Below are 16,097 nucleotides of genomic sequence, written 5' to 3'. Positions count from 1 at the left end.
GGGCCCCTACCTTACCTTGACGGCCCCCGCCGCCACCTTGTCCCGCGCGGCGGCGGGCCGGACCCCCCCCCACCTCTTGGGGGCCGCCCCCCGTTTCGAGGCCGCCCAGGGCGGCCGCGGCGGGCTCGGCAACGCTGCCCTCTCGTCGAAGGCGCGCAAGGCGCCGGGTTTCGCCCTCCTCGGTGAGGACGGCGTCGAGCGCGAACTGGTCCTCGAACTGAAGTCCGTCGCCGATGTCGGGCTGGTCGGATTCCCGTCGGCGGGCAAGTCCTCGCTGGTGTCCGTGCTGTCGGCGGCGAAGCCGAAGATCGCCGACTACCCGTTCACGACCCTCGTGCCGAACCTCGGCGTCGTGTCGAGCGGCGACACCACGTTCACGGTGGCCGACGTGCCCGGTTTGATCCCCGGCGCGAGCGACGGCCGCGGACTGGGGCTGGACTTCCTGCGCCACCTCGAACGGTGCGCCGTGCTGGCCCACGTCGTCGACTGTGCGACGCTCGACCCCGGCCGCGACCCGGTCTCGGACATCGATGCGCTCGAGGCGGAACTCGCCGCGTACAAGGGTGCGCTGTCCGGCGACGCCGGGCTCGGTGACCTCGCGGACCGGCCCCGCATCGTGATCCTGAACAAGGCCGACGTGCCGGAGGCGGCCGAGTTGGCAGAGATGGTCACCCCCGACCTCGAGGCCCGCGGGTGGCCTGTCTTCACCATCTCGGCGGTCAGCCGAGAGGGATTGCGCCCGTTGACGTTCGCACTGGCGAAGCTGGTGGCGGATTACCGTGAGGCGCACCCGAAGGCCGCGCCGAAGCGGCAGGTGATCCGCCCGGTGATCGCCAACGAGAACAGCTTCAGCGTCGTCGCCGACCCCGAGATCCCCGGTGGGTTCATCGTCCGCGGCACGCGGCCGGAGCGCTGGGTGCGGCAGACGCAGTTCGACAACGACGAGGCCGTGGGCTACCTCGCCGACCGACTTGCGCGGCTCGGTGTGGAAACCGAACTCGTCAAGCAGGGTGCGGAGCCCGGTGCGTCCGTCACGATCGGCAACGTGAGCTTCGACTGGGAGCCCCAGACACCGGCCGGCGTCGATCTCACCCGCACAGGCCGCGGCACCGACCCGCGTCTGGATCAGGTGGAGCGCATCGGCGCGACCGAACGCAAGCACGCATCCAGGGTCCGTCGCGGTCTCGAAGGCCTCGACCCCGAAGACCAGTGAGCGCCACCCGGCGCACGGTCGCGTCGGCGGGCAGCATCGTCGTGAAGATCGGCTCGTCCGCGCTGACCAGTCTGGTCGGCGGGCTCGACGTCGGTCGGCTCGACGCGCTGGCCGACGCGATCGAGGCACGGATGCGTGCCGGTTCCGACGTCGTCGTCGTCTCCTCCGGCGCCGTGGGCGCCGGCCTGGCCCCGTTGGGGCTGACGAAGCGGCCACGGGACCTGGCGACGAAGCAGGCCGCGGCGAGTGTCGGCCAACTGGCGCTCGCCCACGCCTGGGGCACCTCGTTCGCCCGGTACGGGCGCACGGTGGGGCAGGTGCTGCTCACTGCGGACGACATCGCCCGCCGAGCGCAGCACCGCAACGCGCAGCGCACCCTCGACCGTCTGCGCGCCCTGCACGCGGTCGCGATCGTCAACGAGAACGACACCGTCGCCACCGCGGAGCTGCGGTTCGGTGACAACGACCGGCTCGCGGCACTCGTCGCGCACCTGGTCGGCGCCGACGCACTCGTGTTGCTGTCGGATGTCGACGGGCTGTACGACGGCGACCCGCGCAAGGGCAATGCGACGCTGATCCCCGAGGTGAACAGCCCCGAGGATCTGGACGGGGTGGTCGCGGGCTCGGGCGGCGCCCTCGGTACCGGAGGGATGGCGTCCAAGCTGTCCGCGGCGCGCCTCGCCGCCGACGCGGGTGTGCCGGTGCTGCTCGCGGCGGCCTCGGACGCGGGGGCGGCGCTGCGGGACGCCAGTGTGGGGACCGCGTTCGCGGCCCGACCGTCCCGGTTGTCGGCGCGTAAGTTCTGGGTGCGGCACGCCGCGGACGAGCAGGGGGTCCTGCACATCGACGAGGGGGCAGTCCGCGCCGTCGTCACCCGGCGGCGGTCACTGCTGCCTGCGGGCATCACGGCGGTTTCGGGACGGTTCTACGGCGGCGACGTCGTGTCACTCCTCGGCCCCGAGGAACGTCCCGTGGCCAGGGGAGTGGTGGCGTACGACTCGGCGGAGATCAGCGACATCCTCGGCAAGTCGACCCAGGAACTGCCTGCCGAGATGCAGCGGCCCGTGGTCCACGCCGACGACCTGGTGCCACTCTGACGGTCAGGCGGGTAGCGCGGACGACGCGTCGAGCAGCGCGGTGAGGGCTTCCGAGCAGCCGGCGTGCACGGTGAGGGTGGCGAACTCGTCGCCGCGCGTCGCGCCCCGGTTGACGATCGCGATGGGGATTCCGCGTTTGGCGGCGTGCCGGACGAAGCGCAGTCCCGACATGACAGTGAGCGACGACCCGGCCACCAGCAGTGCCTCGGCCTCGTCGACCACGTCGTAGGCGGCCGCGACCCGCGGTTTCGGGACGGACTCGCCGAAGTACACGATGTCGGGTTTGAGCATGCCGCCGCACGCCTCGCAGTCGACCATCCGGAAATGCTCGGTGCTGGTGACGACCGCGTCGGCGTCCGGTGCGATCTCCACTCCCTGTGCGGCGGCGACGGTTTCGGCGAAACCCGGGTTCGCACGCTCGAGCCGGTCGGCGAGCGTGGCCCGCGAGATCAGTGCATTGCACGCCAGGCACCGGACCTGGGCGTACGTGCCGTGCAGGTCGATCACCCGGCGACTGCCGGCCTTCGTGTGCAGAAGGTCGACGTTCTGGGTGACGACCGCACATGCGACACCGGCCCGTTCGAGCGCCGCCAGGGCGCGATGGCCGGTGTTGGGCCGGGCGGCGTCCATGTGCCGCCAGCCGAGGTGGTTCCGCGCCCAGTAGTGGCGGCGGAAATCGGGGTCACCGGTGAACTGCTGATACGTCATGGGAGTGCGCGGGGGCGAATCCGGACCGCGATAGTCGGGGATCCCGGAATCCGTGGAGATGCCGGCGCCGGTGATCACACACAGGCGCCGGCCCCCGAGTACGTCGATCAGTGGGGCGAACACGCTCTCCAGAATAGCGCCGGTTCAGTACCCGACCACGGGATCGATCAGAGCGGTGAGATGCTCACCCGCGACGAAGCGGGTGACGTTCAGCGCCACGTGCTCGGCGAACGCCGGGGGGCGGACGGCAGGCGGGTTGGAATCGTGCGGGGTGATGATCACGTTCGGCAGATTCCACAGCGGGTGACCGTCGGGGAGCGGTTCGGGATCGGTGACGTCGAGTCCCGCACCGCCGATCGTGTTGTCCCGCAGCGCTTTCACCAGTGCGTTGGTGTGGACGAGTGAGCCGCGCGCGACGTTGATCACCCACGCGGTCGGCTTCATCTGTGCGAACTCCGCGGCCCCGACCAGATGATGGGTGGCGTCGGTGGCGGGAGCCCCGAGCACGAAGTGGTCCGCCCGGGCCCACACCTCGCCCAGGCGGGTGGTGGGAAGCGTCTCGATCGCGCCCGGCACCGGGCTGCCGGAACGATTCACCGCGATGACGTCGGCGCCGACGCCCGCGAGCATCGGGATCAGCGCCCGGCCGATTCCGCCGGCGCCCACGATCGCGACCGTGGTGCCGCGCAGGGTGCCGACCTTCGAGAAGAACTCGTGCTGGCGCCAGGTCTTCGCCTCGAGGTGCTCGGGCAGCGCCCGCACCCCGGCCAGCAGCAGCGTCAGCGCGTGCTCGGCGACCGTCGCGGCGAACGCGCCCGCCGCCGACGTCCACAGCACGGTGGAGTCGGGTCTGATCACCTTCGCGGCGAACCATTCCTCGACACCCGCGGAGTTCAGCTGCACCCAGCGGATGTTCTCGGGAAGCGGGTCCGGGAACCCGATCGGACCGGTGGTCCAGACCAGGGCGTCCGCGGACTCGAGGGGTGCCACACGGGCACCGCCCCGGCGCACCGCATCCTCGAGGAGCGGGTCCGGGGCGGGTCCGATGGCTATAGCTGGAACAGCAGCGTCGTCGGCCATGGGGTCGAACTTACGCGGGAACCTCGATCAAGGGGTAGACACCGTTTTCGTCGTGGACCTCACGGCCGGTGACGGGCGGGTTGAACACGCACAGCATCCGCATTTCGGTCTCGGGCTCGACACGGTGACGCTCGTGACCGTTGAGCAGGTACATCGAACCGGGACCGAGTTCGTAGACCGTGTCGTTGTCGAGGTCGATCAATTTGCCGGTTCCCTCGACGAGCCAGACGGCCTCGACGTGGTTGGCGTAGTGGAACTCGTTGACCGAGCCCGCCTTGATCGTGGTCTCGTGGAACGAGAAGCCCACTTTGTCGCCGCCGAGGATGATGCGCTTGCTGCGCCAGTTGCCGTCCTCGCTGGTGATGTCGCGCTCGGTGTCGGTGATTTCTGCGGTGGTGCGAACGATCATGGGTGTCAGTCCTCTCTCTAGCTGCAGACCTTGCCGGTGGCGTCGGCGAGAATCGCCAGGCCGTGGTCCAGTTCCTCGTCGGTGATGGTGAGCGCCGGCAGGAGTTTGACCACCTCGTCGGACGGTCCGGACGTCTCCGCGAGCAGTCCCTCGTCGAACGCGAGCTTGCAGACCTTGCCCGCGTGCTCCGGCTCCTCGAACACGAGGCCCTGGACGAGCCCGCGGCCGCGGGTGGACACGGAACCCTCGAACTGGTTCGCCAACTCGGTGAACGCCTGGTGGATCTTCTCGCCCTTGGCCAGCGTCGACTTGTGCAGGGTGTCGTCGGACCAGTAGTGGTCCAGGGCGACCTTCGACGTGACGAACGACGGGTTGTTGCCGCGGAACGTGCCGTTGTGCTCACCCGGGCCCCACACGTCCAGCTCACGCTTGAACAGGGTCAGCGCCATCGGGAGGCCGTACCCGCCGATGGACTTCGACAGGCAGACGATGTCCGGGGTGATGCCGGCGATCTCGAAGGAGAAGAACGGCCCGGTGCGTCCGCAGCCCATCTGGACGTCGTCGACGATCAGCAGGATGTCGCGCTCGGCGCACAGGTCCGCGAGGGCGCGCAGCCACTCGGGGCGGGCGACGTTGACGCCACCCTCACCCTGGACCGTCTCGACGATCACGGCGGCAGGACGGTTCAGGCCACTGCCCGAGTCGTCGAGCACGCGGGAGAACCAGTGGAAGTCCTCGGTGACTCCGTCGAAGTAGTTGTCGAACGGCATCGGGGTGGCGTGCACCAGAGGGATGCCGGCGCCGGCGCGCTTCATCGAGTTACCGGTGACCGACAGGGCGCCGAGCGTCATGCCGTGGAAGGCGTTGGTGAAGTTGATGATCGACGAACGACCCGTCACCTTGCGCGCCAGTTTCAGCGCGGCCTCGACCGTGTTGGTACCGGTGGGTCCGGGGAACTGGACCTTGTAGTCGAGACCTCGCGGTTTCAAGATCTTGTCCTGGAAGGTCTCGAGCAGGTCGCGTTTGGCCACGGTGGACATGTCGAGACCGTGCGTGATGCCGTCGCCGACGATGTAGTCGACGAGCGCCGACTTCAGGACGGGGTTGTTGTGGCCGTAGTTCAGCGAACCTGCGCCGGCGAAGAAGTCGAGGTAGTCGCGGCCGTTCTCGTCACGGATCCACGATCCGGACGCCGACTCGAAGACGGCGGGCCAGCCGCGGCTGTAGCTGCGAACCTCGGACTCGAGGCTCTCGAAAATGTTGGTATCGAAATTAGTCATGTTGCTGCATTCCTCCGGGGCATGCTCTTAGCCGATCGTGTACAGATCTTCGGCTTCGTGTCCATCGGGAAAATCGTTAGGGGAGAACAGTTCCTGCTTGTTGATCGCCGTATCTCGGCGACGCGCCAATGCTGTGAACAGCGCGATCGAAGCCTCGTTGTCGGGGCTGATCGTCGTTTCGAGATGGGTAATCCCTTCGGGTGCAAGGCGATCGAGCAGCGCGCTCAGCATGCGACCTGCAATTCCCTTGCCGCGCTGGTCGGCGTCTACGGCAACCTGCCAGACGAACAGCGTCGCAGGGGATTCTGGGCGGATGAAGCCCGAGACGAATCCCACGACGCGCTCGTCGACAACTGCGACGACCGACGATCGGCTGAAATCTCTACACCACAACAGGTATGCGTAGCTCGAATTGAGATCGAGCACTTCCGTGTTCCTGGCGATCTCCCAGAGCCGGACTCCGTCAGTGATCTCTGGACTTCTGAACAACACCGCGTCCGGCGCGGTGGTCGGGATGGCACTCTTCTGAACAGGCGTCATTGGAAATTCGAACCTAACAACCATCCCCTTCGATTTCACGTGCCTCGCGAAATTGGACAGTTCAGGCGGCAGAGCTTTGCAGGTGAGACGTGCAAAGTGATGCTCATCACATTATGTAACTTTTGGGTGAACCGCAAGCGACACACTTCGCCTATTTGAGACTCGCGAGCGCGAAGGGGAGGACCGATGTCGCACCCGCGGAGCGGAGCGTTCGAGCGGCCATCGTGAGGGTCCATCCGGTGTCCGTGAGGGTGTCGACGAGCAGCACCGGTCCGGTGCCCGCGGAGACACCGGGGGACTCCCAGGCATCGACGAGCCCGGCCACCCGGTAGGCGGAGTTGGCCGCGGACACCGGCGGGTGCTCGGGGCGCAGTCGCAGAACCCCCAGGTCGGTGAGGCGGCCCACCGCCGCCAGCTGCCCCGCAACCGACGCCGACAGAAGCGGGTGGGTGGCCGATTCGACCGCCATCACCGCCGTGGGCCGCTCGGCCCAGTCCCAGGACGCCAGTACCTGGATGCAGGCCTTCAGCACCGCGTCGGGCGCCGGGCCGTCCGGTTCGTCGAGCAGGGAGCGCAGGCGCTGGCCCCAGCCCAGATCGGACAGCCGGCCCAGGACGCGACCCGGTTCGGGACCGTCGGAGATCTTCCCGGACAGCGTCACGCCGAGCTTCGCGAGGCCCGTGGGCCACTGTTTGCGGGGCGCCAGATCCACGCCTGGGCGCTCGAGGCGCGCTCGGGTCTGTTGCACCGCCTCGGCGTCGACGGTCGCGTCGTGGCGCTCTCCGGTGCAGTTGTCGCACCGGCCGCAGTCGGACGTGCCCGCCGCCAGGCCCGGGTCGTCGAGCTGTTCGCGCAGGAACGCCATCCGGCACGTGGTGATCCGCTGGTACTCGATCATCGCCTGCTGCTCGGATTCGCGGGCACGCTCGAGACGCTCGTACCGGTCGGCGTCGTACGTCCAGGGCTCCCCGGTGCCCACCCAGCCGCCTCGTACCCGGCGCACGGCGCCGTCCACGTCCAGGACCTTCAGCACCATCTCCAGCCGGGTGCGGCCGAGCTCCACGAGTGGTTCGAGCGCCTGCGTGGACTGCGGCCGGTCGGTGTCGAGGACCTCGATCACCCGGCGCACCACGTGCTCGCGGGGGAACGCGACGGACGCGAAATAGCTCCAGATCTGCTTGTCCTCGGATCCGGGCAGCAGGATCACCTCGGCGCGGTCGGTGGACCGGCCTGCGCGCCCGACCTGCTGGTAGTAGGAGATGGGCGACGACGGCGCACCGAGGTGAACGACGAACCCCAGGTCGGGCTTGTCGAATCCCATCCCGAGCGCGGACGTGGCCACCAGCGCCTTGACGCGGTTGCCGAGCAGGTCCTGCTCGAGGGTCTCGCGCTCGGCGGCGTCGGTCTGCCCGGTGTATGCGGCGACCGTGTGCCCCCGCTCGGACAGCAGGCTCGCCAGGTCCCGGGCCGCCGACACGGTGAGCGCGTAGATGATGCCCGAGCCGGGCAGGGTGTCGAGCTTCTGGGCGAGCCACGCGGCCCGGGCGGTGGCCTCCGGAATCTGCACGACCGACAGGTGCAGCGACTCGCGTTCGAGGCCGCCGCGCAGGACGAGGGTCTCCGCGCCACCCACCCCGAGCTGCGTGGAGACGTCGGAGACGACGCGATCGTTCGCCGTGGCCGTGGTGGCCAGCACGGGGATGCCCTCGCCCAGCTCGGCGATCAGCGTGCGGATCCGCCGGTAGTCGGGGCGGAAGTCGTGACCCCAGTCCGACACGCAGTGTGCCTCGTCGACGACGACGAGACCGGCGTCGGCGGCGAGTGAGGGCAGCACCTGGTCGCGGAAGTCGGGGTTGTTGAGACGCTCGGGGCTGACGAGCAGCACGTCGAGTTCGTTGTCCGCGACCCTGGTGTGGATGTCGTCCCACTCGGTGACGTTCCCGGAGTTGATGGTGGCGGCGCGCACCCCGGCGCGCTCGGCGGAGGCCACCTGGTTCCGCATCAGCGCCAGCAGCGGCGACACGATGACCGTCGGACCGTGCCCGTGTGCCCGCAGGAGCTTCGCCGCGATGAAGTACACCGCCGACTTGCCCCAGCCCGTGCGCTGGACGACGAGGGCCCGTCTGCGCCCCACCACGAGCGCCTCGATGGCCGTCCACTGGTCGTCGCGGAGGGTGGCGTGCTCGCCTGCCAGCTCGCGGAGCAGCCGTTCGGCCTCGTCACGGAGTGCGGGTTCGGTGGCGGTCGTCATGCCCCCATGGTGCACGACCGGGGTGACACGGACGATCCAGGCAGGTGCGGGGCACTCAGCCGGGAAGGGCCGCCTCGATCTCGGCGAGGGTGGGCGACGACGTGGACGCGCCACGGCGGGTGGTCGCGAGCGCGCCCGCCGTGCACGCGAACGGGACGGCGGTCTCGGGGCCGTCGCGCCACGCCACGCCGAGGGCACCCGCGAAGGCGTCGCCCGCGCCGGTCGTGTCGACCACCTCGACTGCCGGGGAGTCGGCGTGGAGAGTGGTGCCGTCGCGGCCCGCGTAGTCCGCGCCCGACGATCCCAGCGTGGTGACGACGTGGGGGACGGCGCCGGTGACGGCGGCGCCGAGTTGCCCGGCCTCGGTCCGGTTCACCAGCAGCACGTCGATCAGCTCCACGAGCTCGGGCGGAAGTGGCTGCGCCGGTGACGCATTCACCATCACGACGGTGCCGTGGGCCGCGGCGTGCGCCGCCGCGGCCACCACGGTGCCCAGAGGTATCTCGAGTTGGCACAGCAGGACGTCGGCGTCCGCGACCGCCGCGAGCTCGGCGGGAGTCAGGTCCACGACGGTGCTGTTGGCGCCGGGGACCACGACGATGCTGTTCTCGCCTGCGGCGTCGACGGTGATCGCCGCGATCCCGCTCGGCCCGTCGACCTCCCGCAGATACCGGGTGTCGACCTCGGCGTCGACGAGGGCCTGCCGCAGGTCGAGGGCGAACACATCGGAGCCGACCGCCCCGACGAACGTCACGGCCCCGCCCGCCCGCGCCGCGGCGATCGCCTGGTTGGCACCCTTGCCGCCCGGGGTGGCAGCGAAGGCGCTTCCCAGGATCGTCTCCCCGGGCCCGGGCAACCGCTCGGTCGCCGTCAGTAGATCCATGTTGACGCTGCCGACCACGGCGACCCTGGGAGCGGACATATCCCGAGACTAGCCCGCGTCGGCGGGCGCCGTCTCCTGTGCGGGCGCAGCGGATGCGTCGCCCGTGCGGCGGAGGCGCTTCAGGATGCGCCGGGCCTCCGCGTCCGTGGACACGGCGGGCGGCGAACCCTCGAGGGGCTTGCGGGCGGTCTCCGAGATGAGCAGCACCGCGATCCCGCCGACGACCGCCGCGGCCATCATGTACATCGGCGCGACGAGGTCGCTGCCCGTCGCGTCCTGCAGTGCCGTGAGCACCAGGGGAGTGGTGCCACCGAATATCGACACCGCGAGGTTGTATCCGATCGCCAGGCCGCCGTAGCGGATCCCGGTGGGGAACAGTGCGGGAAGGACCGACGGGAACACGCCGACGAACAGCAGCAGCAGGCCACCGAGGATCGCGAGGCCCAGGAAGACGGTGAAGTAGTGGCCCACCCCGATCAGCAGGTACGCCGGCAGCGACAACGCGAAGAAGCCGACGAAACCGGCCAGCAGCAACGGTTTACGACCGACGCGGTCGGACAGCTTTCCGACGAAACTGATCGCCACCATCATGATGAGCATCACGATGATCATGAGGACGAGACCGTGCGATTCGTCGTAGCCGAGTGTGTTCGACAGGTACGTCGGCATGTAGCTGAGCAGGCCGTAGTGCGCGATGTTGTAGGTGGCGACCAGGATCACGCACAGCACCAGCGGACGCCAGTTGTCCACCAGCGTCTCGCGCAGTTTGCGTCCCGTGGATTCGTCTGCGAGCGAACGCTCTTCGGCCTGCTCCATCTGCTGGAACGCGGGCGTCTCCTCCAGCCGCAGCCGCAGGTACAGGCCGATCAGGCCCAACGGTCCGGCGAGCAGGAACGGAATCCGCCACGCCCAGTCGATCAGGGCGTCGGCGCTCACCACGGTGCTGATGACGGTGACCAGCCCCGCGGCCGCGACATACCCGGCGAGGGTGCCGAATTCGAGGAAGCTCGCGAAGAACCCGCGGCGTTTGTCCGGTGCGTACTCGGCGACGAACGTGCTCGCGCCGCCGTACTCGCCGCCCGTGGAGAATCCCTGCACGAGCCGGAACAGCACCAGCAGGATCGGTGCCGCGAGCCCGATGGATCCGTAACTCGGGATCAGGCCGATGGCGAACGTACTGCCCGCCATCAGGATGATCGTGGTGGCGAGTACCTTCTTGCGGCCGATCCGGTCGCCGAGCGGACCGAAGAACAGTCCACCGAGGGGGCGGACGATGAAGGCCGCAGCGAAGATCGCGAACGTCGACAGTAGCTGTGCGGTGCCGCTGGCCTCGGGAAAGAAGACCTTGCCGATCGTGGTCGCCAGGTAGGCGTACACGCCGAAGTCGAACCACTCCATGGCGTTACCGAGCATCGTCGCCTTGACGGCGCGTGTGACGGAGGCCTCGTCGGTGACCGTGACATCAGGTGATTCGGCCACCTCGGCCGACGTGATCGAGTGATCTGGTGCATTCATGTCGTGCGCTCCCCAGCGCAGTTATCACCCGCACGGGGCACGTACCTGATGCACGCATCTTTTCGTCGCCCGCACGGCGATTGCTGGTCGGGTTCGGCAACCCACGGCCCTTCGGCGCGATGCGGCCCCCGCCGATCGGCTCTGGCTCGTGGGTCGGTCCCGCCCCACCGTCGGGGGTGCGGGACTACCAGCTGTAAGAGCGATTACCGTAGCAAAGGATGCGGGGGCTTGTCGGCCCGAGACTCAGAACGCGCGGGCGTACTGCGCCGGAATCTGCGGCGTCACCTGGGCATTCAATGTGCGTGCCGCTTTTCGCGGCCAGTACGGGTCGCGCAGCAGTTCCCGTCCGAGGAACACGGCGACGGCCTCTCCCGACTCCACGATCCGCTCGGCCTGCTCCGGCTCGGTGATGAGCCCCACCGCGGCGGCCGGCAGCAGGGTCTCGTTCTGGATGCGACGGGCGAACGGAACCTGGTAGCCGGGGCCGACCGGGATCCGCGCGGACGCGACACCGCCGCTGGAGACGTCGACGAGGTCGACGCCCAGATCGGCGAGCGCCTGCACGAGGGCGACGGTCTGGTCCGGGGTCCAGCTGTCCGCGTCGAGCCCGGGCTCCTCGGACAACCAGTCGGTGGCCGACACCCGGACGAAGACCGGCAGTTCGGCCGGCCACACGCCGCGCACCGCCTCGACGACCTCCAGCAGGAGACGAATGCGGCCCGCGAAGCTGCCGCCATACTCGTCCGTGCGGCGATTGCTGACCGGGGACAGGAACTCGTGCAGCAGATAGCCGTGTGCCGCATGGACTTCCACCACCTTGAAGCCGGCGCGCGACGCCCGTTCGGCGGCGGCGGCGAAATCCGCGACCACCTTCCGGATGTCCTCGGTCGTCGCCGCCGCGGGCGGGGTGTGGTCGCCGAAACCGATCGCGCTCGGTGCCACCGTCCGCCACGACAGCCGGTCGTCGTCGGCGAGGCTCCCCCCGCCGCGCCACGGGACGTGCGCGGACCCCTTGCGCCCGGCGTGCCCGAGTTGGATGCCGGGAACCGCGCCGAAGTACTCGAGCTGGGCGTTGATCTGCGCGAAGGCCTCGGTCTGGGTGTCGTTCCAGATGCCGAGGTCGGCCGGGCTGATGCGACCCTCCGGGCTGACCGCCGTCGCCTCGGTGAGGATCAGGCCTGCACCGCCGATGGCCCGCGTCACGAGGTGCGTCCGGTGCCAGTCGTTCGGCACCCCCACGTCGCTGCCGGTCACGTCGGCCGAGTACTGGCACATCGGCGCCATCCACACCCGGTTGGGGACGGTGACTCCACGGAAGGTGACGGGTTCGAACAACACGCTCACTGCAGCACTCCTACCTCTGATGGTCTCGACCAGTCGCAACCCGTCCAGGGGACGAAATCATTCCCGCCCTTCCCGCTCCGCGGGGTGTCCAGCGCTGTATATAGGCTGTGTTCATGACTGCAGTGACTTCCACCTCGTCGGCCGGTGCCACGGTGGATACCCGTGAAGCCGTCCACGCAGCGGCCCGTCGTGCCCGCACCGCGTCGCGGGTCCTCGCGCTGCTCACCACCGCGCAGAAGGATGCGGCGCTCCACGCGGCGGCCGACGCCGTGCTCGCCGCATCCACCGACATCCTCGCCGCCAACGCCGCCGACATCGAGGCGGCCAAGGCGTCGGGCACCGAGGACTCCCTGCTCGACCGGCTGCGGCTGACCGCGGAGCGGATCGAGGGGATCGCGTCCGGCCTGCGTCAGGTGGCCGGTCTGCCCGACCCGGTCGGTGAGGTGGTGCGCGGCTCCACGCTCCCGAACGGACTCGAACTGCGTCAGCTGCGGGTTCCGCTCGGCGTGGTGGGGATGGTGTACGAGGCCAGGCCCAACGTCACCGTCGACGCGTTCGGACTGGCCCTGAAGTCGGGCAACGCGGCGCTGCTGCGCGGCTCCTCGTCCGCGGCGAAGTCGAATGCGGCGCTGGTCGTGGCGCTGCGGGCGGCGCTGGCGGCGCAACAGCTGCCGGAGGACGCCGTGCAGTTGCTGCCGAGCGAGGACCGCTCCAGCGTGACGCACCTGATCCAGGCCCGCGGACTGGTGGATGTCGTGATCCCCCGTGGCGGGGCCGGTCTGATCAGCGCCGTGGTGCGCGACGCGACCGTTCCGACGATCGAGACGGGCGTCGGCAACTGCCACGTCTACGTCCACGCGGCGGCCGATCTGGAGATGGCGGAACGGGTCCTGCTCAATTCCAAGACGCGGCGGCCGAGTGTCTGCAACACGGCGGAGACCGTGCTGGTGGACGCCGCGATCGCCGAGACGGCGGTGCCGAAGCTCCTGCAGGCCCTGCAGATGCACAGTGTGACCGTGCACGGGGACCTGCCCGGGCTGGTGCCCGCGACCGAGTCGGACTGGTCCGAGGAGTACCTCACCCTCGACGTGGCACTCAAGGTGGTCGACGACCTGAACGCCGCGGTCGAGCACATCGACCGGTACGGCACCGGTCACACCGAGGCCATCGTGACGTCCGACCTCGCGGCCGCCCGCGAGTTCACCGCCCGCGTCGACGCCGCCGCCGTGATGGTCAACGCCTCTACCGCCTTCACCGACGGTGAGCAGTTCGGATTCGGCGCCGAGATCGGGATCTCCACGCAGAAACTGCACGCACGCGGCCCGATGGGGCTTCCCGAACTGACGTCCACCAAGTGGATCGTGTGGGGAGACGGGCACACCCGCCCGGTCTAGACCCCCGCCGGACTTCCCTCCGTCAAGCCCCCTTCTGGCCGTCCCCCCTTCCGAAAGGAGCGAGCGTGGATCGCGCACTGCCCACCACGACGCCGTTCTTCGCCAGTGTCGACGACGTCACCGCTCGGCTCGCCGAAACCGGGTATCTGTCCGACAAGGGCACCGCGACCGCGGTGTTCCTCGCCGACCGACTCGGAAAACCCCTGCTCATCGAGGGGCCTGCCGGCGTCGGCAAGACCGAACTGGCCCGGGCCGTCGCCGAGACCACCGGCGCCGAACTGGTGCGGCTGCAGTGCTACGAGGGCGTCGACGAGGCCCGCGCCCTGTACGAGTGGAATCACGCGAAACAGATCCTGCGCATCCAGGCGGGCAGCGACCACAACTGGGACGCCACCAAGGCGGACGTCTTCTCCGAGGAGTTCCTGCTGTCGCGGCCGCTGCTGACCGCCATCCGGCGCGAGGACCCGACGGTGCTGCTGATCGACGAGACCGACAAGGCCGACGTCGAGATCGAGGGCCTGCTCCTCGAGGTGCTCAGCGATTTCGCGGTCACCGTCCCCGAACTGGGCACCATCACCGCCACGCGCAAGCCGTTCGTCGTCCTCACCTCGAACGCCACCCGCGAACTGTCGGAGGCGCTCAAGCGCCGCTGCCTGTTCCTGCACCTCGACTTCCCCGACGCCGAACTCGAGCGGAGGATCCTCGCGAGCCGGGTGCCGGAACTGCCCGAGGCGGTGGCCGAGCAACTGGTCAAGACGATCCGCGTGCTGCGCGGCATGCAGCTGAAGAAGCTGCCGTCGGTGGCCGAGACCATCGACTGGGGTCGCACCCTCCTGGCGCTCGGGCTCGACACCCTCGACGACGACGCCGTGCGCGCGACGCTGGGTGTCGTTCTCAAACACCAATCCGACCAGCTGCGGGCCGCTGCCGAGCTGCGACTGAACTGAAGGGCTTCGCCATGGCTGCTGGTGGTCCCCTCGCGTCCCGGTCGAAGCCGGGCGGTCCCGCGGCGCCACACGGGCTGCCGGGGCATCTCGTCGACTTCGTCGAAGCGCTGCGGCGGCGCGGGATCACGGTCGGACCGTCCGAGACGGTCGACGCCGGGCAGGTGATGTCGGTCCTCGACCTGCTCGACCGGGAATCCCTGCGGGAGGGTCTGGCGTGTGCGCTGCTGCGGCGGCCCACCCACCGGCCCACGTTCGACGCGTTGTTCGAACTGTGGTTCCCGGCGGCCGTCGGGAACCGGGCGGCCGGGGCGATCGACACGAGCCTGCCGCGGAACGCGAAGGGTGACATCGACTACGAGGCGCTGCGCGAGCTGATCGTCGACCTGCTCACCGACGGGTCACCGGAGGCGATCGAGCTCACCGAGTTGCTGACCGCGCAGATGGTCGAGGAACTGGGGCAGTACCAGTCGGCGAACGGGCCGTCGTTCTCCGCCTACCAGGCGCTGCGGGACGTCGCCCCGGAAACCCTGCTGAAGAAGATCCTCGACGGACTCCTGGGCAATCAGCAGGACACCGGGGCCCGGACGACGGACAGTTACGAATCCGAGGTGGCCAAGCGCACCGCCGCCCAGCGGATCGCCGACTTCCGCAAGATGATCGAGAAGGAGACGCGGCGCCGGTCGGCCGAGAACCTCGGCAAGGAACGGGTCGCGTCGTACGGCGTCCCCCGGCTGGCCGAGGAGGTCGACTTCCTGCGCGCCTCGGACGCCGAGCTGACCGCGCTGAAACGCAACGTCACCCCGCTGGCCCGGCTGCTCGCCAGCCGGCTGGCCGTGCGGCGCAGTAGGGCGAGTGCCGGTTCGATCGACCTCCGCCGGACCCTGCGCAAATCGATGTCCACGGGCGGCGTGCCCATCGACCTCGTCCAGCGCAAACCCCGCCGGGCGCGCCCCGAACTCGTCGTGATGTGCGACGTGTCGGGTTCGGTCGCCGGATTCAGCCACTTCACGCTGCTGCTCGTCCACGCGCTGCGCGAACAGTTCTCCCGGGTGCGGGTGTTCGCGTTCATCGACACCACCGACGAGGTCACCCGCTTCTTCGACGCGGGAGCCGACCTCGGGAGCGCCATGTCGCGGATGATCCGGGAAGCCGACCTGGTCGGCTACGACGGGCACTCCGATTACGGCAACGCGTTCGGGGTGTTCGCCGAGCGGTTCACCCAGAGCATCACGTCCCGCACGTCGCTGCTGGTGCTCGGCGACGGCCGCAACAACTACCGCGACCCGAACCTGGAGGCACTGGCCCGACTGGTGTCGGTGGCGAAGCACGCGCACTGGCTCAACCCGGAGCCCCGCGGTCAGTGGGGATCGGGCGACTCGGCGGCCACGGTGTACAACGAGGTCATCAGCATGCACGAATGCCGATCCGCTCAGCAG

At 69.4% G+C, this 16,097-nt stretch carries 14 protein-coding genes; 5 read left to right on the top strand and 9 right to left on the bottom strand.

All coding sequences use genetic code 11. The features are described 5' to 3' along the window. A partial coding sequence (gene obgE / locus ACFTZB_RS30160) for a GTPase ObgE (protein WP_378437006.1) occupies nucleotides 1-1,213 on the top strand: 1,213 nt, incomplete at its 5' end. Continuing rightward, nucleotides 1,210-2,310: a glutamate 5-kinase gene (gene proB, locus ACFTZB_RS30155; RefSeq protein WP_378437004.1), complete on the top strand. Its 1,101-nt coding sequence runs from the start codon at nucleotides 1,210-1,212 to the stop codon at nucleotides 2,308-2,310. The genes obgE and proB, both read left to right, overlap by 4 nt. A 3-nt stretch (nucleotides 2,311-2,313) precedes the next feature. Here proB and ACFTZB_RS30150 read toward each other — a convergent pair whose 3' ends face one another. The 9 genes from ACFTZB_RS30150 to ACFTZB_RS30110 all read right to left on the bottom strand — a co-directional run bounded on the left by ACFTZB_RS30150 (nucleotide 2,314) and on the right by ACFTZB_RS30110 (nucleotide 12,320). Next, a complete protein-coding gene (locus ACFTZB_RS30150) occupies nucleotides 2,314-3,141 on the bottom strand; it encodes an NAD-dependent protein deacetylase (RefSeq protein ID WP_378437002.1) in 828 nt (275 codons plus the stop codon). 21 nt (nucleotides 3,142-3,162) lie between these two features. Continuing rightward, the gene (locus ACFTZB_RS30145) at nucleotides 3,163-4,098 is read right to left on the bottom strand and encodes a D-isomer specific 2-hydroxyacid dehydrogenase family protein (protein WP_378436997.1); all 936 of its coding nucleotides are present in this window, start codon (nucleotides 4,096-4,098) and stop codon (nucleotides 3,163-3,165) included. A gap of 10 nt (nucleotides 4,099-4,108) precedes the next feature. Beyond that, nucleotides 4,109-4,507 carry an ectoine synthase gene (locus ACFTZB_RS30140; RefSeq protein ID WP_378436995.1) on the bottom strand — a complete coding sequence of 133 codons (399 nt, stop codon included), beginning with the start codon at nucleotides 4,505-4,507 and terminating at the stop codon, nucleotides 4,109-4,111. A gap of 17 nt (nucleotides 4,508-4,524) precedes the next feature. Beyond that, nucleotides 4,525-5,787: a diaminobutyrate--2-oxoglutarate transaminase gene (ectB, locus tag ACFTZB_RS30135; RefSeq protein ID WP_160102521.1), complete on the bottom strand. Its 1,263-nt coding sequence runs from the start codon at nucleotides 5,785-5,787 to the stop codon at nucleotides 4,525-4,527. A gap of 27 nt (nucleotides 5,788-5,814) precedes the next feature. Then, the gene (gene ectA / locus ACFTZB_RS30130) at nucleotides 5,815-6,327 is read right to left on the bottom strand and encodes a diaminobutyrate acetyltransferase (RefSeq protein WP_009474013.1); all 513 of its coding nucleotides are present in this window, start codon (nucleotides 6,325-6,327) and stop codon (nucleotides 5,815-5,817) included. A gap of 151 nt (nucleotides 6,328-6,478) precedes the next feature. Beyond that, nucleotides 6,479-8,578: a RecQ family ATP-dependent DNA helicase gene (locus ACFTZB_RS30125; RefSeq protein ID WP_378436992.1), complete on the bottom strand. Its 2,100-nt coding sequence runs from the start codon at nucleotides 8,576-8,578 to the stop codon at nucleotides 6,479-6,481. Between the two features lie 55 nt (nucleotides 8,579-8,633). Further along, nucleotides 8,634-9,500, bottom strand: a complete 867-nt coding sequence (locus tag ACFTZB_RS30120; RefSeq protein ID WP_378436990.1) for a ribokinase — start codon at nucleotides 9,498-9,500, stop codon at nucleotides 8,634-8,636. A 9-nt stretch (nucleotides 9,501-9,509) separates the two neighbouring features. After that, complete coding sequence (locus ACFTZB_RS30115; RefSeq protein ID WP_378436988.1) at nucleotides 9,510-10,976, bottom strand: MFS transporter; 1,467 nt, start codon at nucleotides 10,974-10,976, stop codon at nucleotides 9,510-9,512. Nucleotides 10,977-11,219: 243 nt separating this feature from the next. Continuing rightward, on the bottom strand, nucleotides 11,220-12,320 hold the full coding sequence (locus ACFTZB_RS30110; protein WP_378436987.1) for an NADH:flavin oxidoreductase/NADH oxidase: 1,101 nt from the start codon (nucleotides 12,318-12,320) through the stop codon (nucleotides 11,220-11,222). A 113-nt stretch (nucleotides 12,321-12,433) separates the two neighbouring features. On the opposite strand from ACFTZB_RS30110, the gene ACFTZB_RS30105 reads away from it, so the two are divergent. The 3 genes from ACFTZB_RS30105 to ACFTZB_RS30095 all read left to right on the top strand — a co-directional run. After that, nucleotides 12,434-13,714: a glutamate-5-semialdehyde dehydrogenase gene (locus ACFTZB_RS30105; RefSeq protein ID WP_276138509.1), complete on the top strand. Its 1,281-nt coding sequence runs from the start codon at nucleotides 12,434-12,436 to the stop codon at nucleotides 13,712-13,714. Nucleotides 13,715-13,779: 65 nt separating this feature from the next. Continuing rightward, nucleotides 13,780-14,661, top strand: coding sequence for an AAA family ATPase (locus ACFTZB_RS30100; RefSeq protein ID WP_378436984.1), 882 nt, complete (start codon nucleotides 13,780-13,782; stop codon nucleotides 14,659-14,661). Nucleotides 14,662-14,672: 11 nt separating this feature from the next. Continuing rightward, the coding region (locus ACFTZB_RS30095; RefSeq protein ID WP_378436982.1) for a VWA domain-containing protein at nucleotides 14,673-16,097 on the top strand (1,425 nt) is incomplete at its 3' end.

Source organism: Rhodococcus sp. NPDC057014 (assembly GCF_042673295.1).
GTDB lineage: Bacteria > Actinomycetota > Actinomycetes > Mycobacteriales > Mycobacteriaceae > Rhodococcus_F.
Note: the sequence above shows the minus strand (reverse complement) of the source record. Positions and strands in the feature narration are given on the sequence as shown.

Coding starts and splice junctions, on each gene's coding strand:
- ACFTZB_RS30145 (WP_378436997.1), bottom strand. CDS start 4,098: ATGGCCGACGACGCTGCTGTTCCAGCTATAGCCATCGGACCCGCCCCG.
- ACFTZB_RS30140 (WP_378436995.1), bottom strand. CDS start 4,507: ATGATCGTTCGCACCACCGCAGAAATCACCGACACCGAGCGCGACATC.
- ectB (WP_160102521.1), bottom strand. CDS start 5,787: ATGACTAATTTCGATACCAACATTTTCGAGAGCCTCGAGTCCGAGGTT.
- ectA (WP_009474013.1), bottom strand. CDS start 6,327: ATGACGCCTGTTCAGAAGAGTGCCATCCCGACCACCGCGCCGGACGCG.
- ACFTZB_RS30125 (WP_378436992.1), bottom strand. CDS start 8,578: ATGACGACCGCCACCGAACCCGCACTCCGTGACGAGGCCGAACGGCTG.
- ACFTZB_RS30120 (WP_378436990.1), bottom strand. CDS start 9,500: ATGTCCGCTCCCAGGGTCGCCGTGGTCGGCAGCGTCAACATGGATCTA.
- ACFTZB_RS30115 (WP_378436988.1), bottom strand. CDS start 10,976: ATGAATGCACCAGATCACTCGATCACGTCGGCCGAGGTGGCCGAATCA.
- ACFTZB_RS30105 (WP_276138509.1), top strand. CDS start 12,434: ATGACTGCAGTGACTTCCACCTCGTCGGCCGGTGCCACGGTGGATACC.